22 protein-coding genes are annotated in these 23,717 nt (G+C 58.7%); 7 read left to right on the top strand and 15 right to left on the bottom strand.

The window, feature by feature from the left end; translation table 11 throughout:
- The first annotated feature begins 4 nt into the window (after nt 1-4).
- Complete coding sequence (locus BLW36_RS03110; RefSeq protein ID WP_091385038.1) at nt 5-937, top strand: AEC family transporter; 933 nt, start codon at nt 5-7, stop codon at nt 935-937.
- The gene (locus BLW36_RS03105) at nt 934-1,398 is read left to right on the top strand and encodes a DUF2489 domain-containing protein (RefSeq protein WP_091385036.1); all 465 of its coding nucleotides are present in this window, start codon (nt 934-936) and stop codon (nt 1,396-1,398) included. Before BLW36_RS03110 ends, BLW36_RS03105 begins: the two co-directional genes overlap by 4 nt.
- A 39-nt stretch (nt 1,399-1,437) precedes the next feature.
- On the opposite strand, the gene trmA is transcribed toward BLW36_RS03105, so the two are convergent.
- Nucleotides 1,438-2,526, bottom strand: coding sequence for a tRNA (uridine(54)-C5)-methyltransferase TrmA (gene trmA / locus BLW36_RS03100; RefSeq protein WP_091385034.1), 1,089 nt, complete (start codon nt 2,524-2,526; stop codon nt 1,438-1,440).
- Nucleotides 2,527-2,590: 64 nt separating this feature from the next.
- Here trmA and BLW36_RS03095 point away from each other — a divergent pair, with 64 nt between their 5' ends.
- Complete coding sequence (locus BLW36_RS03095; protein WP_091385032.1) at nt 2,591-2,995, top strand: secondary thiamine-phosphate synthase enzyme YjbQ; 405 nt, start codon at nt 2,591-2,593, stop codon at nt 2,993-2,995.
- 7 nt (nt 2,996-3,002) lie between these two features.
- Here the strand turns inward: BLW36_RS03095 and BLW36_RS03090 are convergent, their stop codons facing one another.
- From BLW36_RS03090 to BLW36_RS03050, 9 genes are all read right to left on the bottom strand, one after another.
- A complete protein-coding gene (locus BLW36_RS03090) occupies nt 3,003-3,338 on the bottom strand; it encodes a TusE/DsrC/DsvC family sulfur relay protein (RefSeq protein WP_091385030.1) in 336 nt (111 codons plus the stop codon).
- The gene (gene tusB, locus BLW36_RS03085) at nt 3,338-3,619 is read right to left on the bottom strand and encodes a sulfurtransferase complex subunit TusB (RefSeq protein WP_091385028.1); all 282 of its coding nucleotides are present in this window, start codon (nt 3,617-3,619) and stop codon (nt 3,338-3,340) included. Before tusB ends, BLW36_RS03090 begins: the two co-directional genes overlap by 1 nt.
- Before the next feature lie 2 nt (nt 3,620-3,621).
- The gene (gene tusC / locus BLW36_RS03080; RefSeq protein ID WP_091385025.1) at nt 3,622-3,984 is read right to left on the bottom strand and encodes a sulfurtransferase complex subunit TusC; all 363 of its coding nucleotides are present in this window, start codon (nt 3,982-3,984) and stop codon (nt 3,622-3,624) included.
- 2 nt (nt 3,985-3,986) lie between these two features.
- Complete coding sequence (gene tusD, locus BLW36_RS03075; protein WP_091385023.1) at nt 3,987-4,379, bottom strand: sulfurtransferase complex subunit TusD; 393 nt, start codon at nt 4,377-4,379, stop codon at nt 3,987-3,989.
- Between the two features lie 67 nt (nt 4,380-4,446).
- Nucleotides 4,447-5,124, bottom strand: a complete 678-nt coding sequence (locus BLW36_RS03070) for a Bax inhibitor-1/YccA family protein (protein ID WP_091385021.1) — start codon at nt 5,122-5,124, stop codon at nt 4,447-4,449.
- 196 nt (nt 5,125-5,320) lie between these two features.
- Complete coding sequence (locus tag BLW36_RS03065) at nt 5,321-7,756, bottom strand: endonuclease/exonuclease/phosphatase family protein (RefSeq protein WP_091385020.1); 2,436 nt, start codon at nt 7,754-7,756, stop codon at nt 5,321-5,323.
- Between the two features lie 13 nt (nt 7,757-7,769).
- A complete protein-coding gene (locus BLW36_RS03060) occupies nt 7,770-9,044 on the bottom strand; it encodes a glycosyltransferase (RefSeq protein WP_091385017.1) in 1,275 nt (424 codons plus the stop codon).
- A complete protein-coding gene (locus BLW36_RS03055; RefSeq protein WP_091385015.1) occupies nt 9,044-11,284 on the bottom strand; it encodes a glucosidase family protein in 2,241 nt (746 codons plus the stop codon). Before BLW36_RS03055 ends, BLW36_RS03060 begins: the two co-directional genes overlap by 1 nt.
- A complete protein-coding gene (locus BLW36_RS03050) occupies nt 11,284-11,991 on the bottom strand; it encodes a TVP38/TMEM64 family protein (RefSeq protein ID WP_091385014.1) in 708 nt (235 codons plus the stop codon). Before BLW36_RS03050 ends, BLW36_RS03055 begins: the two co-directional genes overlap by 1 nt.
- Nucleotides 11,992-12,302: 311 nt before the next feature.
- Here BLW36_RS03050 and BLW36_RS03045 point away from each other — a divergent pair, with 311 nt between their 5' ends.
- Nucleotides 12,303-12,581 carry a hypothetical protein gene (locus BLW36_RS03045; RefSeq protein ID WP_091385012.1) on the top strand — a complete coding sequence of 93 codons (279 nt, stop codon included), beginning with the start codon at nt 12,303-12,305 and terminating at the stop codon, nt 12,579-12,581.
- A 254-nt stretch (nt 12,582-12,835) separates the two neighbouring features.
- On the opposite strand, the gene BLW36_RS03040 is transcribed toward BLW36_RS03045, so the two are convergent.
- The gene (locus tag BLW36_RS03040; RefSeq protein ID WP_170833098.1) at nt 12,836-14,479 is read right to left on the bottom strand and encodes a cytochrome-c peroxidase; all 1,644 of its coding nucleotides are present in this window, start codon (nt 14,477-14,479) and stop codon (nt 12,836-12,838) included.
- A gap of 276 nt (nt 14,480-14,755) precedes the next feature.
- Between BLW36_RS03040 and BLW36_RS17075 the strand changes: the two genes are divergently transcribed.
- Nucleotides 14,756-14,986, top strand: a complete 231-nt coding sequence (locus BLW36_RS17075; protein ID WP_139304800.1) for a hypothetical protein — start codon at nt 14,756-14,758, stop codon at nt 14,984-14,986.
- 855 nt (nt 14,987-15,841) lie between these two features.
- On the opposite strand, the gene BLW36_RS03035 is transcribed toward BLW36_RS17075, so the two are convergent.
- Together BLW36_RS03035 and BLW36_RS03030 are read right to left on the bottom strand one after the other, a co-directional pair.
- Nucleotides 15,842-16,156 carry a hypothetical protein gene (locus BLW36_RS03035; RefSeq protein ID WP_091385008.1) on the bottom strand — a complete coding sequence of 105 codons (315 nt, stop codon included), beginning with the start codon at nt 16,154-16,156 and terminating at the stop codon, nt 15,842-15,844.
- A 71-nt stretch (nt 16,157-16,227) separates the two neighbouring features.
- Nucleotides 16,228-16,461: a TFIIB-type zinc ribbon-containing protein gene (locus BLW36_RS03030; RefSeq protein WP_091385007.1), complete on the bottom strand. Its 234-nt coding sequence runs from the start codon at nt 16,459-16,461 to the stop codon at nt 16,228-16,230.
- Nucleotides 16,462-16,995: 534 nt separating this feature from the next.
- On the opposite strand from BLW36_RS03030, the gene BLW36_RS03020 reads away from it, so the two are divergent.
- Nucleotides 16,996-17,748 (top strand): TorF family putative porin, encoded by a 753-nt coding sequence (locus BLW36_RS03020; protein ID WP_091385003.1) that lies wholly within the window; start codon nt 16,996-16,998, stop codon nt 17,746-17,748.
- 173 nt (nt 17,749-17,921) lie between these two features.
- Entirely contained in the window at nt 17,922-19,385 is a 1,464-nt protein-coding gene (gene betB / locus BLW36_RS03015) for a betaine-aldehyde dehydrogenase (RefSeq protein ID WP_091385000.1), read from the top strand.
- Between the two features lie 36 nt (nt 19,386-19,421).
- Here the strand turns inward: betB and betA are convergent, their stop codons facing one another.
- Both betA and betT read right to left on the bottom strand, forming a co-directional pair.
- Entirely contained in the window at nt 19,422-21,137 is a 1,716-nt protein-coding gene (betA, locus tag BLW36_RS03010) for a choline dehydrogenase (RefSeq protein WP_091384998.1), read from the bottom strand.
- 9 nt (nt 21,138-21,146) lie between these two features.
- Complete coding sequence (gene betT / locus BLW36_RS03005) at nt 21,147-23,213, bottom strand: choline BCCT transporter BetT (RefSeq protein ID WP_091386909.1); 2,067 nt, start codon at nt 23,211-23,213, stop codon at nt 21,147-21,149.
- Nucleotides 23,214-23,717: the final 504 nt, after the last annotated feature.

Below are 23,717 nucleotides of genomic sequence, written 5' to 3'. Positions count from 1 at the left end.
CTCGATGGAGACCCTCTCCTCCGCCCTGTCGGTCACCGGGCCTATCTTCCTGACGCTGCTGATCGGCTACTGGCTGGCCAATATCGGCCTGTTGCGCGAGGCGTTTGTCGACGACGCCTCGCGGCTGGTGTTTATGGTCACGCTGCCGGTACTGCTATTTATCAAGATCTTCACCGCGGAAGCGGAGCTGGGCGAGCAGTTGCCGCTGTTGGCGGCGGGATTCCTTGGTACCCTGATCACCATTCCGCTGGCCTGGTTGGCGGCGCGGCCGCTGGCGATTGGTGACCGCAGCGCCTTTATTCAGGGCGCCTTCCGCGGCAACCTGGGCATTATCGGCCTCGCCTGGGCGGCCAATGCCTACGGCAGCAGCGGTCTGGCCCAGGCGGCGCTGGTGATGGCGGTGGTGACGATTGTGTACAACCTGACCGCGGTCACGCTTTTTGCGGTGTACAGCCAGGAAGTCAAATTCAGCTGGCGCAGGCTCGGGCGCGATATCGCCCAGAACCCACTGATCATTGCCATAGTGCTGGCGCTGTTCTGTCGGCAGCTCGGCCTGCAGTTTCCGGAAATCCTGCTGCAGACCGGCAATTACCTGGCTTCCGTTACGCTGCCGCTGGCACTGCTGTGCATCGGCGCCAGCCTGGATTTCAGCCTGCTGCGGCGCAGCTCGTTGACTGCCTTCGGGGCCGTGGCGTTCAAGCTGCTGGCGGTACCGGCAGTGCTGCTGGCCTTTGGCTGGCTGTTGCGGCTGGATCCGCAGGCCATGGGCGTGTTGCTGCTGCTTGCGGCCGCGCCTAGCGCCACCGTTTCGTTTATCATGGCGCGCGCAATGGGGGGCAACAGTCAGCTCGCGGCCAATATTGTCGCGCTGAGCACGCTGCTTTCCATCGTCACCGCCAGCCTGGGGCTGGCACTGCTAGAGGTAATTTACAGATGAGTGCATTTCCGACCTGGCTGCTGATCGTGGCCGCGCTGATTATTTTCGCTCTCGCCGTAGTGGCAGGACATTACCTGCGCCGGCTGAAGGTTGCGCAGAAGACCCAGGCGCAACAGCTGGCGGAGCTGGAACAGGCTGCGGCCGATCAGCGCCAGCGCGTGAATGACAGTATCCAGATTATCGCCCGTACCCTGCTGGACGACGGCGTCGGCCTGACCGAGGCCTCGATTCGTATTCGGGTACTGCTGGACGCGCTGCAAGTGGAGCAGGGCGTGCGGGACGAGTTCGTGGCCTTTTATCAGGTTGCCGAGAAGACCAACCATATTCCGATTCTGAATGACTGGAAAAAACTGCCGCGCAAGAAGCAGTTTCAGTACGAGATGGAAATGGCAAAGATCGAGGAAGAATACAAGGATTTTGCGCTGGACGCGGCGCGCCGGATTCTCGGCCGGTCTTTCTGATTTGTCATGCCGGCCTGCGCCGGCACGACGACGTTCGCACTATTTGCGCACCAGCAACAGGCCCGACTCGGTGTGGTCGGTATAGGGAAACTGATCGAACAGCGCGAAGCGCTCGACCCGGTGGGTCTTGCTCAGTTCCCGCAGGTTCTCCAGCTGTGTCTCCGGGTTGCAGGAGATATACAGGATACGCGGGAAACGGGCCACCATCGCGCAGGTGTCGTTATCCAGCCCAGCGCGCGGCGGATCCACCAGTACGGTGGAGAAATCGTAGCTGTCCAGATCGATATCTTTCAGGCGTCGGAAGGGGCGCACCTTGTCGATCGCCTGGGTGAATTCCTCACTCGATAACCGCACTATGTCCAGATTGGTCACGCCATTTGCACGGATATTTTCCTGGGCAGAATTGACCGAGACTTTGGAGATTTCCGTCGCCAGCACCTTGTCGAAGTGCTCGCACAGCGGAATAGTGAAGTTGCCATTGCCGCAGTAGAGTTCCAGCAAGTCGCCCTCGCTGTCCCTGCAGGCATCCTTGGCCCAGCCAATCATCGCGCGGCAGATCTCGCCATTCGGCTGAGTGAAGCTCCCTTCCACCTGCTTGTACTGATAGGTTTTGTCGCCAATCTGTAACCGTTCGGTGACATAGTCGCGCTCCAGCACGACTTTCTGTTTGCGCGAGCGCCCGATAATCGGATAACCGATTTTCTGCTGCAGCGCGCGGGCCGCGGCTTCCCATTCTTCGTCCAGCTGCTTGTGGTAGATCAGCGTGATCAGCGCGTCGCCGCTCAGGGTGGTCAGGAATTCCGCCGAGAACAGCCGCTTGCGCAGTACTTCGCTGTCGTTGACTGCTTCGAGTACTTGCGGCATCAACCGATTCATCAGCTCGGAGCCGACGGTGAATTCGTCGATGATAAACGGCTGCTTGTATTCGCCCTGGCGATACATGGCGTAATGCGCCCGGCCTTTTTCCTGCCACACCTTGAACTCGGCGCGCAGCCGGTAGTGTTCGGGCGGTGACGGGAATACCTCCGGTTGCAGATCCGTAAATGCACTGAAGGCCTCGCGCAGGCGCGTGGCTTTGTGCTGAAGCTGCTCCGGGTAGTCGTCGGTATTTACGCGGTGTATCGCCATATTAGAATGCAGTCTGAATCTACGAGCGGGCGCGCATTGTAAAGGAAAGTGTATAGGAAACCACATGGCAATTGGTGAGATAGGAATAGTAGTTCGGGGCCAGGGGCTACACGAGTTTACCGAGCAGGTATCCGACTGGCTGGCCGGGCAGGGCGTTGATGAGGGCCTCTGCACGCTGTTTATCCAGCACACCTCCGCGAGCCTGCTGATCCAGGAGAACGCCGATCCCAGCGCGCGGGTAGACCTGGAGAACTGGTTAAGCCGGCTGGTACCCGAAAACGATAGCCTCTATACGCACACGCTGGAAGGCCCGGACGATATGCCGGCACACATCAAGGCCGCGTTGACGGCCACCAGCCTGTCAATTCCGGTACAGAGTGGCCGGTTGATGTTGGGAACCTGGCAGGGGATCTACCTGTGGGAACACCGCCATCACCGCGGCAAGCGCCGTGTGATACTGCACGTGTGATGGGCTGTTACAGGCAGTTGGTCGGTTTGGGTAGGCCGGCAATCTTGCTGCCGATTTTCGCCGGACTCGGCGGGAACAGCTGCATCAGGTAGATGCTGCGCCCCTTTTCAGCACCGAGATGCTGGCCGATATATTTGACCAGCGGGCGCATCGCCGGTGACAGCTCGAATTCGCGGTAAAACTGCTGCAACAGCTCGATGATTTCCCAGTGGGCGTCAGTCAGTTCGATACCTTCGGCGCGGGCCAGCTGCTCCGCCACGACGGGCGTCCAGTCGTCCAGTTCGCGCAGAAATCCCTCCTTGTCCAGAGGGATTTCCCGGTCATCTATCAGAATACTTCGCATCACTTAAACCAGCTGACAATAGGATTGTGTTCGGTGCACAGCGCCACCCAGCCGGCGTCATCGACGGCGGTTACCGAGGCGGGTATCTGCAGTCCGCGGGCGGCCGCATCGGCTGCGAGACAGTATACCGGCTTCACAGCCGGCTGCTCGGCCATGCGCCCGCTGAGCGCGTAGACACCGTCTTCGATCAGCAGCAGTGCGTCACCGTCACCAAAGGCGTCGAGGCAGTCACTGAGCGCGGTGCTGGAGAAGGGGGACTTGCTGACAATATGCAGGGTCATGTTCAGAAACTCAGGACTGAATCGTAACTGGCGATCAACGCAGCGCTGTCATCGACGGGCACCAGTACCAATTCGCCCTGGACCAACGTGTCGATGTCGAGGCCGCGCTGCGCCAGGCTCTTGCTACAGATGAAGGCCTGCTCGACACCGAACACGGGCAGCGCCTGCAGGTTGCGCTGCAGGCTCTTCTGCTCGATGTCGGCCGGGAGCTGTTCCGGCAGCAACTGGAAGACGCCATCGCCGCAAAACAGTATATCGGCAACCTGTTCCATGGCGGCGGCCGCCAGAATGGCTTCCAGACCTTCGCGGGCCAAGGCGTTACCGTAGGGTGCCTGACGGCACAGGGCGAGTAGGCGTTTTGTCACAATCAGCCTCCGAAAGTTATCAGTCGGTCCGACTGCGCCACCGCATCGGCCAGCTGCCCGAGCCCGGCCAGCTCGAATCCCGGTGCGAGGTTGGCGGCGGGTTTTTCCAGCCGGTTTGCCTCGCTGTCACTGAGGACGCCGCGGCGCTGGGCGGCGGCGATACAGACCACGAGATCCAGCTGGTGCTGTTGCTGCAGTGCCTGCCAGCCGGCCAGCAGATCCAACTCATCCTGCGGCGGCGTGCTGAGACTGCTGCCGATGTGCACGCCGTCGCAGTAGAAAAAGACCCGGTACAACTCGTGTCCTTCGTGCAGCAGCGCGCGGGCGAAGCGCAGCGCGCTGGCGGCGGCTTGTGCGGAGTGGGGGGCTGAGTAGACGGCGAGTGAAAATTTCATACGGGGCCGAATAGTAAAATGCCCCGCAGTGCGGGGCATTGATTCTGACACAGATCGCTGCGGAGACTTAATCGTCGGATGCGAAGCCGAAGATGTGCAGCAGGCTGGTGAACAGGTTCAGAATCGAGATGTACAGGGACGTGGTCGCCATGATGTAGTTGGTCTCGCCACCGTTCACGATGCGGCTTGTGTCATACAGGATGAAGCCGGAGAACAGCAGGGCGATCACGCCACTCAGAGCCACGCTGGCCAGCGGCATGTGCACGCCGAAGAAGCTGGCAATCATCATGCCGAGCGCGCAGACCAGCACCGCGATCAGGCCGACGAACAGGAAACCGCCCATGAAGCTGAAATCCTTGCGGGTGGTCAGCACGTAGGCGGACAGCGCAAAGAAAATCAGCGCGGTGGTGCCTAGCGCCTGGGTGATGACCTGACCGGCACCGGCCGATACGTAGTAGTTCAGGATCGGGCCCAGCGATGCGCCGAGCAGGCCGGTAAACGCGAATACAACCCCGATACCTTTACCGGAGTTGGCGGTGCGTGGCAGTACGAACCAGATCAGGCCCAGAGCTGCCAGGGAACAGATGATGCCAACGCCGCGGCTCATGCCCACCGCCATGGCGATACCGGCGGTAAAGGCGCTGAACAGCACGGTCATGGCCAGAAGGGCATAGGTATTACGCAGTACCTTGGCCGTTTCCGAGCGATCCACTGCGCGGGTTTGGGTATAGACTTGCGGCTGCATTAGCTACTCCTGCTATTGAAAGATACGAGAATCATATAGACAGTGGTTTGGACCATCAAGTCGACCTGACAGTTCGCCACGTCAGGCTGCCGATTCGTCACCATTCGGTAAAAACCCTGTTTTCGATGCGGGTTTGTACCGCACACTCAAGCCCATAGATTGGGGCACTGGCGCCGGAATTCAACCTCATCGCCCCTCAACTTTCGCCGCCCGGCAGCTCTATGTCGACGATCAGCGGCAGGTGGTCGGAGGCCTGACGGGTCAGTTCCGTCTGCGGGACCAATACCCCTTTGACATCGATATTCGGGCTGACGTAGACGTGATCGATGCGCAACGTCGGCATGCGGCTGAAGAAGGTGCCCTGTGGGCTGTGGTTGGGCGCCTGCACCTGGGCGTCGCGGAGGTGTCCGGCCAGTCGCCTGCACTCGGCCGAGTTGGGCAGGGTATTGAAATCCCCGAGCAGTATCTTGGCGCCGTCGCAGTTCGGGTGGCCGAGCCATTCTGGTCCCAGCAGGGCATCCACCTGGCGCAGGCGTTCGCCTTTGGACAGCCCCAGGTGGGTGTTGAAGATATGCAGTTTCTGCCCGTTGTGTTGCACCTCGACCCAGACCGCGCCGCGGGGCTCATCAGCGGCGGGATTGAACAGTGTGCTCTGCCCGGGCGGCGGCCCCGGCAGGATGCCCTTTTTTACCAGCCGCACCGGGAGGTGGGTCAGGATGGCATCGCCGTAGCGCTCCTCTTCCATGTGTAAGGCCGGCTGGAAATGGACATCCATGGCCAGCAGTCGCGCCAGGCGCTCGGCCTGATCCAGGCTTCCGCTGCGCTCGCGCATCACGTCCAGTTCCTGCAGCGCGACGACATCCGGCTGGTAGCGGGCGATGACCCGCGCGATGCGCTGGGGCGACAGCTTGCCGTCCAGGCCGCGGCAGCTGTGAACGTTGTAGGTCATGACGCGCAGCGTCTTGAGGCGCTGCGGGCGCTGTTTGACCGCCATGGGTTTGACCCCGCGCAGGTAGGCGCGTGCCGTGCGGCGCAGTTCTCCCGGGCGCCAGTAACCCCGCTTCGGATCCGGAGGCGGAATATCCTCCGGCATCAACGCAAACGCCTGTGTCTCGTTGGGGCCGGCGCCGCCGTGACTGCCGTTTTCCATCGCGAAGGTGAGGGGCGGTTCCTGGCCATCGCACCAGCCGTACATCATGAAATCGCCGGCGTCCGGATGACTGCAGAGCCGGATCATGTCGGCGATGGACTGTTGCGGAAACTGATGGGCACTGCCCAGCAGTTTCGGCCCGTCTTCCGGCAGTCGCACGGGGCCGTGTCTCCACCAGCCGTGGACCGGAGAGTCGCGCTCGTCGGGATTGGCGCGGTAGAGAACCAGGGGCACCTTGGCTTTCTCGACGATCAGCCGCGCAACGTCTGCCCGACTGTGGCTGTTCAGTTCCACGTTATAGAGCATGGCCAGGGGGCCGAGGGCCGCCAGTGCCAGCGGCGAGTTGCGGTCTCCCGTGACTGACTCGTCTTCCGGGATCATCTTCTCGATCCACTCACTGCCGAACAGGCGCGCGCGCTCCAGTTGCACGCCATGGCCGCTCTTGCGGCGGTGAACACTCGGCGTCGCCGACAGCTCCGACAGCGCGTCGGACAGGGCATCGCCGAGGCTGCGGCCGTAGTGATCCTCGTAAGGTATGGTCTGTTCCTGGCCGTGATCGGAAAAAATCCATACGTCGTAGTGGCGGCGGTCTGACGCGTGGGCGGCGCGCCAGATGCGACCGATGGCGTCATCGATGCCCTTCAGCACCCAGTGCGCGAACGCCGAACGCGGCCCACGGCGGTGCGACTGTTCATCGTAGCCGAGCATATTGACGTAGATGATCGGCAGCCCGCGCGCGATATCGATCTTGACACCGATTGTACAGAGCTCACGCATCAAGATAGTGACGGCGACGCGAGTCGGCACGAACATCAGCTCGCGCATCAGGTCCTGCCCCTGAATGACCCCGCGAATACAGTCCACCAGTGCGAGCACGAATTCCACCACCACCAGAGCTCCGGTGCGCACCAGGCTCCAGGCGTTGGTCAGCAGCAGCAGGAAAACCGTCCACGGGCTCGCTTCACGCAGTGCCGGCCCCCAGCCCTGATCGGCGGGACAGAAGTGCGCTTCGCCGTGTTCGGTGCCGGCGCGGAACAGGCTGAGATAGCAGCTTCCGCCCTTGAGTAGCGGATTGCGGTTTTTCTTCTGCAGGCGCTTTTCCACCAGGGCCGCCACGCCCGGGTCGTACATGCGGCCCAGCTCACCGGTTTCGTGCAGCATAAAGCCGAACGCCGGCACTATCTGGCGCTCGCCGTAGAAGAGTTCCGCCTGCACCGCCGGGGTGGTGGTGGGTATTCCCGGGTAGAGACGCTCGAGATGGTAGTGCTCCTTCTTCATCAGCCGTTTCATGAACGGCAGGCGCCCTTTGGCCATGGCCCGCTTGAATTCCGGGTAGGCGAGGCCATCCACCTGAATCAGGATCAGACCCGGATCGCTGGGAGTGCTCTCGCTGGTGGAGAGGCCGAGCAGGTGCGCCATCCATTCGCTTCGGCTGAAGCGGCGGCGCCAGCGGCGCAGTGTCGATCCAATTCGGCTCAGCATCGCGGTGAGCCTTTTATCGTTGCGGAGGAGGTGTCAGGGCGGCTCCGGCGGCGCCGGTGACACCTTCGAGGATTTCCCATTGTGCGCCGATCAGGTTGCGCAGGCGCATCCATTGGGCGTACAGGGAATCATCCAGCGGCCAGTTTTGCTTCAGCAGTGGGGCATACAGGTCCAGCGCGCGTTTGGCGCAGTTTTCCATGGAAAAGTCCTGCGCGGTGTCCAGGGCGGCTCGCGACAATTTATGGCGCTGTTCTGCGGAAAGCGCGTACAGTGATTTCATTGCGGCGATAAATTCACCCTGATCCTCATGCATGATCAGCCGGCCGTTAATGCCGTCGCGCACTACTTCGCGGCTGCCGTTGGCATCCAGCGCGATGACCGGCACACCGGCGGCCATCGCTTCAGTCAGTACCATGCCCTGGGTTTCGCTGGTGGAAGCGAATGCGAAGGCATCCATCGCCGTGTAGGCATCGCGCTGCGCTTCGCCTTGCATGGTGCCGGGCATATGCAGGCGCTCGGCCAGCCCGCGGCTGGCAAACAGCTGTTGCAGTTGTTCCGTGAGCGGACCACTGCCCACCAGTAGGAAATGCACGTCGCTGTGCGCCAGCATAAATTCTGCCACTGCCGCGGCGAGGAAGTTCAGGTTTTTTTCCAGCGCGAGTCTGCCAAGGTGCCCGACAACATAGGCATCTTTAGGTATGCCGAGTTGTTCGCGCATCTTGCCGCCGTCGCCGCCACTGAATTGTTCCAGCTGCACGCCTGTTGGCACCTCGGCGATCGGCGATTTGACGCCGCGCTCGCGCAGCAACTCGGCGATGCTCTGGCTGGGCGCAAACACCAGGCTTGCCAGGTTCGCGTAGCGGGTGGCCAGCTCGATCACGAAGCGTTTCAGCGCCTGGGAATCTGCCGGAACATAGTGGGTGTAACGCTCGTACAGCGTGTGATGCGTGAAGACCAGCGGCAGCTCGCGTTCGCGCGCCACACGCAGTGCGGTCATGCCGAGTAGGAAGGGATGGTGCGCATGGACTATATCAGGCCGGAACGTGTCCAGGCGTTCGCTCAGGTCCCCGGAAAAGGGCAGGGCCACAGAAAAGTCGCTGCCATTGAAGTTCTGGATCGCGTGAATGCGCACCACGTCCTTTTCATCGGCCACCTTCTCGGCAAATTCCGGCGCGACGACAAGAACGTTGTGTCCGCGCTTGCGGTATTCCTCACAGAAGGCGGAGACCGAGCGCGCCACGCCACCAACGTGCGGCAGGTAAGTGTTGGTGAGCATGACGATGTTCACTAGGCGTTGAGCTCCACATGATTGACTTCCGGTGCTGCACTGACCGCTTTAAAGCCGAGTGCGCGAACTTCGATCGGCGGCGCGCCCCGATACCACTCCGCTACCCATGAGATACGCGGGCTGGCGCCGGGGTGGATTTCCAACGTGATCTTGCCGAAGCGCGTCAGGGCCGGGCCGAAACGGATTGGCTCCTCCGCCGCCTCGTTGGTCAGCCATTCCGGTGGCAGCCCCGACGCCAGCACCAGCGTATCGTCTTCCTCACGCACGAAGCAATTGCGCTGCATGGTCACCCACTCGGCAGCGGCCCAGGCGTGTTGGCCGTCGCCCATACAGCCGCCAAGCGAGTGCGGGTGAATGGCCTCGGGCCACTGGCCGGTGGGTGAAGCGAGTCGGGCGACACAGCGCATCAGGTCCACACAGCGTGGATCGCCGGCGCGCAGCAATACCTGCGCAATGTGCAGCGTCAGGTAGGCGTTGATACCCGAGTGGATCATGTCCTGGAAGAAGCCGCCGCTGACGAAGCAGTTGTCGATCAGGAAATTGGCGAGATCCGTCAGGCGCGCATCGTTAGGCGGGTACAGTTGCAGCGGGTAGCCGGCGGCGATAGAGCCGATGGCTCCGGCATCCAGGCGCCGGTTCGGTGACGCGGGCATTGCCGGCCTGCCCAGTCGTTCCATCGCCGCGGCCAAGCTCTCGTCGATGGTTTGCTGGAAATCCCGGGCCTGGGCGTTGAACAGGTGGGCGTCGTTCTCCAATCCCTCCCGCTCGCAGATGGCGGTGGCAGCATGCAATCCTGCGACACCCCAGAAATCATCCCAGTAGTAGCAGTCATTCGGGCCCAGGTGCTCGGCGCTGAAGCCCGCTGGCAGCAGGCCGCCACAGCGGCTGCCGTCCTTCGGCAGGCGCTTGTCGGAAATCCAACTGGCACCTTTTAATACCGGCTCGCGCCATGCGGCTTTGAGCGGCCGATTTGTCAGCTGGCAGTAGAGATCGAATATCCACAGTGCCTCGCCATTGGAGTCCCACTCGCCGTCCTGTGAATGAAAGAATCCATTGCGTTTCTGCCGGTGCGGGAACTGATCCAGGGCGCGCTCGGCGCGATCGACCAGGCCCGCCTGCAGCAGCGATTGGATCATAAAGGCGGCGTCGCGGAACCAGAAGCGCTTGTAGGTGTAGGGGCCGGGGTAGACATCCTTGGGGGAGTGCAACACCAGTGTGCGGATGGCAGCGTCGTAGAGAAACTGGAACTGCTTGTCCGGTACCGACATGGCACAGTGGTGCTGCAGGCTGTCGGGCCAGGTCTGGACGTGCTTGCTCTTGTGCTTGTCTGCGTGCAGTGGAATCCTGACGCCGACATGTAGCGGTTGTCCGTTTTCAATCCGAAACAGCGCTGCCGCCGAGGCCATGCCCACCTCGCACTCGCCATGGGTGCGGCCGCCTTCGTCCTGCAAATGTAAATAGATATCTCCGTGGCGATAATCCGAGGCCAGATGCTTGTCCACCGGTTGCTCGAAATCCACCGTCAGTTTGTCTTCGATCACCCAACGGCGGCGGTTTTCGTCCAGGCGCACCTTGTGTACAAAACTGACTCCCTCCGGATTACACGGCCGTAAGGCAACCACCAGCCAGCCGCCCTCAGTGCTTTCCGCCTTTAAATCGAGCAGGCAGTGTGCGCCGCCGCTGTCTATTTCTACCCGCGCGCAATTATGCAGCTTGAGTCCGATCTGTGAGGACTCGGTTACAACGGCAATATTTTCATCAAGTTCGAGTCGCTGCTCACAGTTCGGCAACTTTGATGGCAGTAGTTGTTCACCGCTGTCATTCACCACCCAGGCGTCAATAGACCAGCCGTCGTAGTGCGGCGTCAGTAGACCGCGCGGATCCACCACCGGCATCTCCTCGCAGTCCGGCAGGCCTACCGCGGTCCAGTTGCGATGGCTCAGGTTGCAGTGGGTGATGGAAAATGCGCGGGGAATAAAGGATTCATCGCGCGGATCGAACTGACGATCGATCCAGTAGGGCCAGACCCAGTCCAGGTTGTGCTGGATCACTTTACTGTTGATGAGTGCACGCGCGTGGAAGAGCGCGCCTGCGCGCAACAACTCGATCGGTTCGCTGACCTCCGAGGGCTCCGCGAAACGTTGCAGCCTCGCCATCAGCGTCAACGGGTCGAGGAAGCCGTGCGCGGTGGCAAACCTGCGTACGAAGAAACGCCAGGGGAGCCATTTCATCCAGGGCATCACAAATCCTCGCTCTCTATTTTTTTCTTCAGCGCTCGGCGCGCCATGCGTGTCAGCCCGATCACCGCAATAACCGCCAGCACGAAGCCTATACCGTAAAACGTCCACTGTACCGGCGTGCGCTCGTCGAGTTGGCCGAGGGTAGTGAGATCTGCGGCAATGGAACCTATATAGACGTTGTGCAACGTTATTGGAACAATCCCTATTGCGTTGCCGATAACGAAGTCTCGCAGACGGACCGGCGTCAGTCCAAAGAAATAGTTCGACAGCTTGAACGGGAACAGCGGCACGAGACGTGTCAGCATGATCATGCGCCAGCCCTCCTTGCGGATGACTTCGCCTATTGTGGGCGGCTTGATATGTGACATGATCCAGCGCGACGGCCGCTCGCCAAACAGGTATCGAGCGATCAGGAAGGCGATTGTGGCGCCAAGTACCGTGCCGGCGACCACCAGTAGCGTGCCCTTGACGACGCCAAATACGAATCCGGCACCCATGGTGAATATCACCCCCGGTGCCAGTACCACTATGGCGAGCGCAATAACCAGAATAAACCACAGCGTGGCTTTCCAACCACGCGCTTCCATCCACTGCAATAACTCGATGATCCGTTCATCCAGGTCGAAATAGAACAGCAGGCCGACGGCGACAGATACAACCAGGATGCATCCGACAAGGAACAGAACAGGGGAATACCTTACCGCCATAGATTCGCTCTGGAGCACCGCTGTGCCACGAGTTTTCTCCGCCGCCACTCTATAGACTAGCCAATCACCACGGATGTGGGGAAATGCGTCCGCTTAGACCTGCCGACCGCATCATCGCCGCCTGGATCCACAAGACACACTTTCTAATTACAAATTGTGCTAACCAGAAAGTCCGTGAGAACCGCATCATTTAGCCTTCAGAGCTGGCGTGCCGCGGAACTGCTTGGTAATTGTCGGAAAACTCTGCACCGAAAAATATACGGAGGCCTATGGTTTGAGACACGAACTCCAATTTCTGAGGGGAAATACCTGTGCGCCTGTTTATGGAAGTCCTGATTCCTGTCGAGAAAGGTAATGCCAGTGTTGTCGACAAGTCTATGTCTGCCGCGCTGAATAGGTTTATTGATGCCGCCAAGCCGGAGGCCGCCTTTTTCCACCTGCGCGAGGGCAAGCGGGCCGCGATATTCGTCTTTGAGGAGATGAAGCAAGACAAGTTGGTGGAATACAATGAGGCGTTCTTTTCGACACTAAACGCGGAGATTTGGATAACTCCGACGCTGAACCTGGCCGAGTTACAGAAGCATCTGTAATCGAAAATCTTTGATTCCCTCCCGGAAAAGGTGATCATCACCGTGGATAAACGCACACACCCCACGCTGATGATCACTGCCAACACTCTCGTGTGTCTATGTAAGCGTACGGCGGGGAGCGCGTCTACGGTATTCTCGTATTTTGGGTGACAAAACTTAATCGATAGTTAGCTACAAAAAAGCTTCCCCCAGCTTGGCACGGGGGGAAGCTCCTCGGTTAGATAAACGGCTGGTTTGAGCCGGGCCGGTTATCGTTACTTAAGCCAGTAACTTTCACCCAGCACATCCAACAAATCGTTGAATTGGATACAGTTCTTTGGTGTCGTTACGCTGACTGGCTGTACACCATCGGCCGAGGCGCCCAGTTCACAGATCTCATTGCTCCAATTTTCAGAGGCGAAGAGATATACGATGGGGCTTGCATTGAACGACTTGGCTTTTACCAAAACAGGCGTTTTGGCCGTGTGCTGGTCTTCCAATGTCTTGATGTAAGCTACCAGCGCGGCTTCCTCTTCCTGAGTCAATCCCAGGTTGCCAATGATGAATGGTGCAGCCGTATCCGGAAACTCGGGTGCCGGCCAGCAGTCATTGGCCAGAGCGACTTCCGCTGTAAGCTCGACACCTTCGAGTTCCGGTATCGTTTCACACCGAACCTTGGCGTCCCGCGTATTGTAGAAGTGGACGATAGTCTCCACACTCTTGAAGTAGCCGTTGTGCGTATAGGCCTTGGTGAAGTTAGATTTAGCTCCCTTGGCAACATTGCGTATCGGCGGTGTTTTGAAAAACCCGTCGGCGCTATCAAGGGTAGATGTGTGCCGATTGAGGCCAGTGTCTGGTCCGTTGGGGATTTGCGGGTTTAATGGCGTACCGATGTTGTGGTAACCGTGGTCACTGTATGTCTGCAGGAGCTCCGTTCCATCATCTCCAAAGCCGCCATTGCTGTGACAGATAAAACAGTTAGCGCCCGGACCGGGCGTAAAGCTCAGACCATAGAATAGGTCATGACCAAAATTTTCTTCGTCTGTGAGTTGCAGCAACGGGAATGTACCCGGCTCCTTGCCGGACTTCTCAAGCTTCTTACAAAATGACGAGTTGTAATGCTCCGGAAAGCTCTCGCCATCGCAGGCCAATTCCGACCTAAGCGCGATATCCCGTTTGGAAGTAAATGAGTTGATATCGTCGGAGTGTTGGTATGCCCCGACTGCCAGCATCAGCCGCTTGAAACTGATGTCAAAATAGGATTCGGTGCCGTACGCGGTTTCCCAGCTGCAGTTGATTTCCTGTCCCCAGGCGAGCTCATACAGCTGGCTGTAGGTCGATGCTTGCACTGTCTTGCAGACGTCTTCGCGCGAGATGTTCTGCTCGACAGGATTGGGCATCGGGTTCAAGGCTTGGTCTGAAGTGGGTCCTCGATATTGATCGAACGCAAGAATGGCCGCGTTTTCAATATCGTAAAAAACTTCAGCACCAAGGTGCGGTGCAGCCGTGGCCGTCGGCTGGGTGCCGTCGGTTACCGGGGGGTGTCCTTGCGAGCGGCCATCCCAGAAGTTGCCGCCACAGAATGAAGTAGCGCTGCCGCATTCCGTGCTAGGCGTAGGCTGGAATGGCGGCGAGAAGCTGGCATAGGTGTTAGTGGGGGGCTTGCGGTTGCCGATACCCCCGGTAGCTCCCGGAACAGCGACTGTGGTTTCGTTAACATCCGAAAAGCCGCTGGTACCACCGGCGAAAGGCTCGTGACAGGAAACACAAGCCTGATTGCCCTTGGGCATTGATAGAGCTGTATCAAAGAATACGTGCTTGCCCAGTACTTTCAGGGCCTGGTCTCTGAGAACGGCTTCCTCCTCCGCTAATGCATTTACCCCAATTGCCATGGTCAGCAGAGCCGCTGATGCTGGCAATAATAGTTTCCGTCTATGTTGCTCCGACCTTACCATCGGTGGACTCCTCGTCATATCGCCGCTGTAAATCATTAAGTTGCAATGAACCTCATTAACAACAAACCGCGTGTGCGCTATGCACACCAATAACCCGTCGCTCAGCTTTTTGGGACAATAAGTCCCCGCGCGCACAAATTAAGGCGCTACCGATGCGGCGTGGTTTTTGGTTATGGCCAGTGTCGACCTAGAGGGTGGTCAAAATATAGCCATATCAAAATGGTAGGTAATGGTTAAAAAGTGAACAGTGAAATTTTGCCCCTAGAATCAGATGTGCGCCAAAAAATGACTCTGAACGGTGAATTGAGGAATCCATTCGTTGCAAAGTTTCGTAACGAAACCCGCCTGTCTCAAAAAGCCAGCAAGCATGTTGCAGTTGTTAATGCTGGAAGATCTCTTGGCGTGAAAAGAAACGACCAAGCCAAATCGACCTTTCGGGTTTTCTTTAGAGCGGCTTACAGCGAATCTTAATAAGAGGCGGGTGGAATAATTTGTAATTGTTCGCAAAGACATTGACTCTGAAGAAGCAACCCACTCGTGAGACGCTGAGAAAGCCTCATGCGTGCGCTAAGCGAAATTGGCGTCACTTTAATTTAGCCTAGGGGTGGGCAGGGATTAGATCGCCTCCCTCGCTGGTCTTCGGGCTTGCGCCTTCCGGCTCGAACGGGGTTCTCATCCAGATTCACTTCAGCACCACATTAAAAATAACGCTGCAGTCTTGTCATCAGCGTGAGCGAGTCAAGGAAGCCATGCGTGATGGCAAACCTGCTTATGACGAAACGCCAGAGGAGCCATTTCATCCAGGCCGTCACCAATCCTCGCTTTATATTTTTTCTTCAGCGCATGGTGCGTCATGCGTGTCAGACCGATCACTGCACCAACCACCAGTAAGAAGCCGATACCGTATAACGCCCACCGTAGCGGCGTCAGTCCAAAGAATTAGTTAGGCAGTTTGAAAGGGAACAAGGCGCGAAGCGTGTCAGTATGATCATGCGCCCCAGATAGCCGAGCTAATCCGCAAAGATGTGGGGAAACGCGTCCGCTTCGATCGGTCGGAGCGGCCAGCCCGAGCAAGAGCCGCGAGAGGCTATTTTCTTATTCAAAATAACGCGGAGACTTGGATAACCCCGACGCTGAATTTGGCGGAGCTTCAGAAGCATCTTTTAACTGCCGCTTTGGTTGTGTGTAACCTACGAGGCGGCTACGGCATTTATCGAGAAGTGTCCCGCAGACTTCCCCCGCTTCGAGTAGCGCTCCCGCACCAGACGATTTCCCTGCAAGGCCCCGCATCGCGAGGCTTTTGTTTGTCGGGAACGGCAACAACACTCAACGGGACCGGGTTTTGCGCGTGTAAGTCGGTTCTTCGAAGGCGCTGTAATCCACCTGCTCATACCGCCAGTTGAGGGTATTTTCCTGCCGCCTGTCGCGGATACTTTTGCCGAAGATGGCCTGATGGGACTCTTCCATCAGCTCTGCCAGTTCGAGATTATTGCTCAGTCCGAGGAAGACCCCGGCCTGCATAAATCCCTCCAAACGATGGCGCTCAACGGCCGGTGTGCGATAGCCGCATCTATTGGCAGAAAACATCCGCGCCAACCGCGCATCCACTTCTGTCAGAAAATGTACTCGGTCGATCTGCATGGCCACTCCGTGTTTTTATTGGTCTGGTAAATATTATGCTCGTTTTTCAGTCCATGCACGATGGCTAACTTTCAGAAATCGAACAGCTCGGTTATCAGGTTGCGTTTCTGCCTGTGCACAACCGGTTTTTCGGGCTGCTTCACATCGCTGCTGTCAGGGGGGGAATCCATTGTCGAGCGCTCGATGATCTTGTCCAGCTCTCCGCGGTCCAGCCAGACGCCACGACAATTGGGGCAGTAATCGACTTCAATACCGTTGCGATCTTTCTGTAACAGTTCTACTTCGCTGCAGGATGGACATTTCATGGCGAACTCCTTGTCGATAGGATAGGGGGCGACGGATCATCGATTAAGAATTTCGCCCCTTGCAAGGTTATACCAAGAGCGGGAAAGGCGGGCGCGAGGAACGGTCAGGCGTCCTGAATTCCGACATAAAAGGCGGAGGTGAAGGCGAACTCTGTCGGTCTTAGCTGACATTGCTGCAAGTCTGTGTCGCTTGCGGCCAATTCTTCGTGACCGGTCCGCCTATAGGCGATGAGTGGACTTGTCATTCCCGAATCAAGTCGGGCAATCGCTGCCACAACAAAAGGGTGATGAAGGTCCCGCTAGGGGGGCTCTTGGACCTTTGGCTTACACCATGCGGGGAATCGAAAATACTCGCCCGCATGTCTTCCATTAGGCCCAGCCAAGTGACGGCTTTCTTGGTGATCGCCGGGTTCCCGGGTTGGCAGATAAAAGAGGATGCTGTCGCCAGATTTTTGCAAACCCGTCGAACTTGCCTATATCTAGCCTAGTTAACGGAGAAAGCTTTCCCACCCCGGGGAGGTCAAGGAAGATCCGATGAAACGTTCTTTTGCACGCGTGCCTGTAGCTGTCACCCTTATCGCGGCAGCCTTGGTCTCGGTGGGTTCCCTGGCACAGGAGGAGGAGAGCGACGACGATTCATTCGGCACCTTCGGTGGCAACCTGATGTTTGCCACCGACTACATGTTCCGTAGCATCTCCAATTCCAACCTGGGGCCCCAGGTCCAGGGAGACATGAATTGGTCCCACGATAAAGGCTTCTATGTCGGGCTCTGGGCCTCCAACACAGATTTCGGGGGCCCCGGCAACAGCATGGAACTGGACCCGTATATAGGCTTTGCCGGCAATTTTGGTGAGAGTAATTTCAGCTTCGATGTGGGTTACTGGTCTTACAACTATCCGAAGTCGCCATTTAGCCTCGATTACGGTGAGATCTACGGATATGTCACCTGGACCAAAGACAAGTTCTCTATCTCTCCGAGCGTCTGGTATGCCGACAATTACTTCGGTGAGGACTTTCTCGACGACGTGTCCGCGCTGGCCTACGAGGTAACCCTGGTCTACGAGCTACCCGACGGTTTTTCCGTTTCGATGCGGGTGGGGGAGCAGACTTTTGAAGGCTCATCTGACTTTCTGAACTTCGTCTACTACGACCTCGGCATCGATTACTCGATCGAGGACTGGACGTTCGACCTGCGCAAGTATGACACCGACGGCGTTGACCCGTTTCTTGCGAGGCCCAAGCTTACCGACGGTGAAGTGGTGTTCAGCATCGACCGCAGCTTTTAATGAAATGCCCTCCAAATACCCGCCTGGCCGTTGGGCAATAGAAGCCTGATGGCCCCAGGCTGCGGTCAGGAAGTCCCGGGCAGGGCACCGTAGCTTTCAGGCCGGTTGATCCCACCCCTGCGCAGCTTGCCTACACTCTGCTCACAACGACCTTTATTCCACAGGTGAATGCTATGTCCGACTCAAACGACCGGCTTCTCTGGATTCACGGCGAGTACGTTGCTCCCGAAGACGGGAAATATTTCGAAAATTATAACCCCGCCACTGGTGAAGTTATCTGCAAGGTTGCACAGGCGGAGAAGGTGGATGTAGACCGGGCGGTGGAGTCAGCAACAAAAGGACAGGCCAGTTGGGCAGCCATGAGCGGTGCCGAGCGTGGGCGCATACTCGTGCGCACGGCACAGTTGTTGCGGGAGAACTGCGATGAGCTTGCACGGCTTGAGTCAGTCGACGGCGGCAAGCCGATCGCGGAGACCCCGGAAGCCGATGTGGGCTCCGCGGCCGACTGCCTGGAATTCTTTGGTGGCCAGGCGGCTTCGGTGCATGGGGAATACCAGGAAGTCCCCGGTGGGTTCTTCTATACAAGGCCTGAACCGCTGGGTGTATGTGCCGGGATTGGTGCCTGGAACTACCCGGTACAGATTGCTGCCTGGAAGTCCGCTCCGGCACTCGCTGCCGGCAATGCAATGATCTTCAAGCCAGCGGAACTCACGCCGCTTTCCGCGTTGCGACTCGCGGAGCTGTTCAAGGAGGCCGGCCTTCCCGATGGGGTGTTTAATGTGGTGCAGGGGCATGCCGAGGCGGGTAAGGCCCTTACCGGCCACCCGGGTATCGCCAAGGTCTCACTCACCGGCGAGGTGGGGACCGGCAAGGCCGTAATGCGAGCCGCTGCTGACACTCTGAAGCTGGTCACACTTGAGTTGGGCGGCAAATCCCCCCTGATCGTCTTTGACGACGCCGACCTGGACAATGCCGTTGGCGCTGCGATGCTAGGTAATTTTTATACCCAGGGCCAGATCTGCACCAATGGCACCCGGGTGTTCGTGCAAGAGTCAGTCAGGGAAAAGTTTGTCGAGAAGCTGGTGGCGCGAACGGAAAAACTCAAGCTTGGTGATCCGCTCGATCCGGATACGGATCTCGGCCCCATGATCAGTCGCGAGCACATGCAGGGGGTGCTGGACTATATCGAGAAGGGCGGGCAGGAGGGCGGCCAGTTGTTGACCGGGGGCAAGCGGGCGAGGGTGGAAGGCTTCGAGAAAGGCAATTTCGTCCAGCCAACGATCTTTGACGGACTGTCCGATGATATGACCATCGTGCGCGAGGAGATTTTCGGGCCGGTGCTGTCGCTACTGGGCTTTGACAACGAGGACGAGGTCCTGAAGAGGGCGAACAGTACGCCCTTCGGCCTGGCCGGAGGGGTGTTTACGAAGGATGTGCAGCGCGCCCACCGGGTTGCTGCGAATCTCGATGCCGGCATTGTCTGGGTCAACCACTACAACCTGACCCCGGTGGAAATGCCGTTTGGCGGTTTCAAGCAGTCGGGTATCGGGAAGGAAAACAGCCGTCGGGCCTTCGAGCATTACACTCGCCTGAAGACGGTCTACGTTGCCGAAGGCGACGTGGACGCACCTTACTGAATCCGCGCGGGAGCGCAATCAGGGGCTGGTACCAGTCTAGGCCGGAGGCTCTCGCTCCTCCGCCGGCCGGTCGGGGCTTCCCTCGCGCTGGCTCTCCTTCCAGTTCTGGGCCACGTAGCTGTCGGCCGTGGAGGGCTCCAGCATTCCCTTGCCGCGAATATGGTCGGCACCCTTCTCGCCGATCATGATGGTCGGTCCATTCAGGTTGCCGTTGGTCACTGTCGGCATGATCGACGAATCCACCACCCTCAGGTTCTCGATGCCGTGAACGCGGCATTCCGGGTCGACCACCGCCATTTCATCGGTGCCCATCCGGCAACTGCCCGCGGGGTGATAGGCAGTTTCTGCAGTTTCCGCCAGCCAGTTGTCGATCTCGTCATCACTCTGGACATCAGGGCCGGGCGAAACTTCCTCGCCACGGTAGGGGTCCATGGCGGCCTGCGCGAAGATCTCCCGGGTGAAGTGCAGTCCCGAGCGAAAGGCCTGCTTGTCTTCTTGACGGGAAAAGTAATTGAAGACCATCTCCGGCGCTTGCCTGGGGTCGGCGGACTTCAGTTTCACCCAGCCGCGGCTCAGGGGCTTGTTGCAGCCCAGGTGCACCTGGAATCCATGTCCCTCCACCGCGCTTGAGCCGTCATAGGCGATGGCGCCGGCGAGGAAGTGGTACTGGATATCGGGCCACTTGAGGCCAGCCTGGCTACGGATATAGCCGTTGGATTCGAAGTGGTTGGATGCGCCCAGGCCGCGCTTGAACAGCAGCCAGTTGATGCCGATCCATGCTTTCCCCAGTGGCCCCAGCCAGCCGTTCAGGGTGATGTCCTGTTTGCACCTCTGCTGTACCCAAACCTCCAGGTGATCGTGCAGGTTCTGGCCCACGCCGGGCAGGTCGTGTACCACCTCGATACCATGCTCCTTCAGGTGTTCCGCCGGGCCGATCCCCGAGAGCATTAGCAGTTTGGGTGAGTTGAATGCGCTGGCGGATAGGATCACTTCCCGCTTCGCCCGCGCGCGGAAGGTCTTGCCGCCCTGTTCATACTCAACCCCGATCGCCTTCTTGCCCTCCATGATCACGCGGGTGGTCAGCGCGTGCATCTTCAGTTCCAGGTTACTGCGGCTCAGGGACGGCTTGAGATAGGCGAGGGCCGTAGAGCAGCGCACACCGTCGCGCACGGTCATATCCATGCGGCCGAAGCCTTCCTGCCGGAAGCCGTTGTAATCCTCCGTATAGCCGTAGCCCGCCTGCTTGCCCGCCTCGATAAATGCACGATAGAGGGGGTTCTTCATGTTGTTGCCGTTACAGGTGGTCACCGGGCCCTTGTCGCCGCGATATTGGTCGCCGCCATAGACACAGTTTTCGGAGCGCTTGAAATAGGGCAGCACATCGGCGTAGCCCCATCCTTCCGCACCTTTTTCAACCCAGTCGTCGTAATCGCCCTTGCAGCCGCGCACATAGGCCATGCCGTTGATAGAGGAAGAGCCACCGATTACCTTGCCCCGGGCCTGATGTATCCGTCGCCCGTGCAGCCCCGGTTCCGGCTCGGTATAAAACTCCCAATCGAACTTGGACATACCCAGCGGTATCGAGAACGCGGATGGCATCTGGATGTAGATGGAGTTGTCCTTGCCGCCGTACTCCAGCAACAGCAGGCTGGTTTCGCTGTCTTCGGTCAGACGGCTGGCCACTACGGCACCGGCGGAGCCGGCACCTACCACGATGTAGTCAAACGTCTGGTCAAATGATTGCGTGCTCATCGGAACTCCCTACGATGGACCCGGTTCGTCCTGGTCGCCGGGCGAGGCGCTGCCAAGTTCCCTTCGCTGGTACAGGTAATGTAGGTGGGCCTCGAAGTGGTCAATAATGTCGCCGATCACCTGGTCGCGCGTATAACCCATCAGGTCGTACGTCAGTCCGCCCTCGCGCAGGTGCGGTTCCAGTCGGAAATAGCTCGAGCGGGGCTTTTCCGCGCGCACGGTAAAACTGGGCATCGTGCACTCTCGGGGCCACACCTGATAGGTAAAGTTCACTTCCTCCTCCAGGCCGACGTCCAGGCGCAGGTGGAGGTTGCCACCTGTGTCGCCGGAAATTTCTACAGGGTAGCTTTCCTGTTCCAGCTTCTCCTTCACTGCTTCAAATGCGGGCCGGATGGTCTCCTCAATAAATTCTTCCACCTGCTTCTTGCTGGGGAAGCTGACCGCACGGGACAGCCGTTGGGCCCAGCTGGCGCGCCCCTCGCCCCCTAGGGTACGCCCGGAGAGTTGGCCGGACAGTGCGGCCTGCACACTGGTGGCTTTGAGGCCCTCGAGGTGCAGCGCCTTGGAAAGGCCGAACATCATCAGGACAAGCACGAAAGCGAACGGCAGCCCCATGATGACCACGGCACTCTGCAGCGCCGACAGGCCACCGGTCATCAGCAGCGCGAGTGTCACCACGCCGATAATGGCTGCCCAGAGGATGCGCATCCAGGGTGGCGCATCGTGATTCGGGTCGCTGAGGCGAGTAGTCAGGTTGGACAGCACCAGTGAGCCGGAGTCCCCGGACGTGGTGAAAAATACAATGGCGAGGACCGTGACCACGATGGTGGTGGCCACGGGCCAGGCCATCTGCTCAAGGAACAGGTAGATGGCAGAACCTGGCTGGTCTACCGCCTGCTTGGCGAAGTCCGTGGCCCCGCCCAGAACCAGGTCGATCGCGGAATTACCCATGATCGCCATCCAGGCAGCCATAAACAGGAACGGCAATATGAGGGTGCCTGATACGAAGGCCCGGATCGTCCGACCTCGTGAAATCCGCGCCAGGAACAGGCCAACAAACGGGCCCCACGCGATCCACCAGGCCCAGAAGAAGATGGTCCAGGCATTGAGCCATTCGGTGGGAGGATTAAAGGCGTAAGTGTTGAACGACAGATCGACAAAATTCTGTAGGTAGTCGCCCATGTTGGTGACGAAAGCGTTCAGGAGGAAACGCGTTTCACCGGTGAACAATACGAACAGTAACAGCAGCACTGCCAGCAACATGTTGAACTCGGAGAGCCGGCGAATACCTTTCTCTACGCCGGTTGCCGCAGAGATTGCGGCAAATATCACAATGACGATTGCCAGCGCCGCCTGGGTCAGGGTTCCCTCAGGGATCCCGAACATGTAACTGAGGCCAAAATTCAGCTGGATAATACCGATGCCGAGACTGGTTGCGACGCCAAATACAGTGCCGAGGACCGCGGCAATATCCACCGTGTGGCCGATCGGGCCGTAGATACGCTTGCCAAAGAGGGGATAGAGCGACGAGCGAATCGTCAGTGGCAGGCCGTGACGGAAACTGAAGTATGCCAGCGACATGCCCACCAGCGTGTAGACGCCCCACCCGGAAAGCCCCCAGTGCAGTAGGGTAAGCGCCATGGCTTGGCGGGCGGCCTCTTCCGTCAGGCCTTCCCCCACTGGCGGTTCCATGAACTGGGTTACCGGCTCGACGATGCAGTAGAAAATCAGGTCGATGCCGATACCCGCCGCAAACAGCATCGCAGCCCAGGTGATTAGGGGGAATTCTGGCTCGGAGTGGGCGGGCCCCAGCTTGATATCGCCGTACTTGGACGCAGCGATAAAAATAACGAAAACGAGGTAGACGACCACCGCGATAAAATAAAACCAACCGAAGCTGCCGGATATCCATCCGAGCACCCCGTTGAGATATGTCCCGGCTTGCTCGGTGAAAATCATCGCCCACAGCGAAAAAACAACGATACCGATGCCCGAGCTGGCAAAGACGACCCACTTGATCTTGGCTTCCTCGGGAGTCGCTTTGGAGCTCTCCAGCGAGGGCTTTGATTCGTGCATGGGAGTCACCCAGAGTTTTTCGGTGACTAAAGCGTAGACCATCCGGAAATGCCTGGTCGCGGTGTTTCCGTGTGATCTCGCGTGCCAGGCCGGGACATATGCGGCTGAGAGGTGGGCGTATTAATTTCCTAAAATGAAACGCTGGTGGACGGACCTGTCGCCGAAACGGAATTTATCTTGCTGCCTTCTGAGTCAAAAACTGTGGAGAAAACTGGATGCGACTCTTAACTGTTTGTGTTTGATGACGCGGATCAGGTCAAACTGATGTGATATGGCGAGCTTCTCTTTGCAGCGGTAGATGCCGAAATCCGTATTACGCCTGTTCTTGTGGCGGAAGAGCTTGAGGTGGAACTTGTAGAAGGGATGCCAAGTGGCACAATTCCATGGCTTCATGGTCCGGTGGTGGGGCAGGGATTAGCTCGCTGCACTCGCTGGTCTCCGCTGGCTTCGCCAGCTTCGGCTCGAACGTGGGTTCTTATCCAAATCCACCCCAACGCATATAAA

This window comes from Microbulbifer marinus (genome assembly GCF_900107725.1).
Lineage (GTDB): Bacteria > Pseudomonadota > Gammaproteobacteria > Pseudomonadales > Cellvibrionaceae > Microbulbifer > Microbulbifer marinus.
Note: the sequence above shows the minus strand (reverse complement) of the source record. Positions and strands in the feature narration are given on the sequence as shown.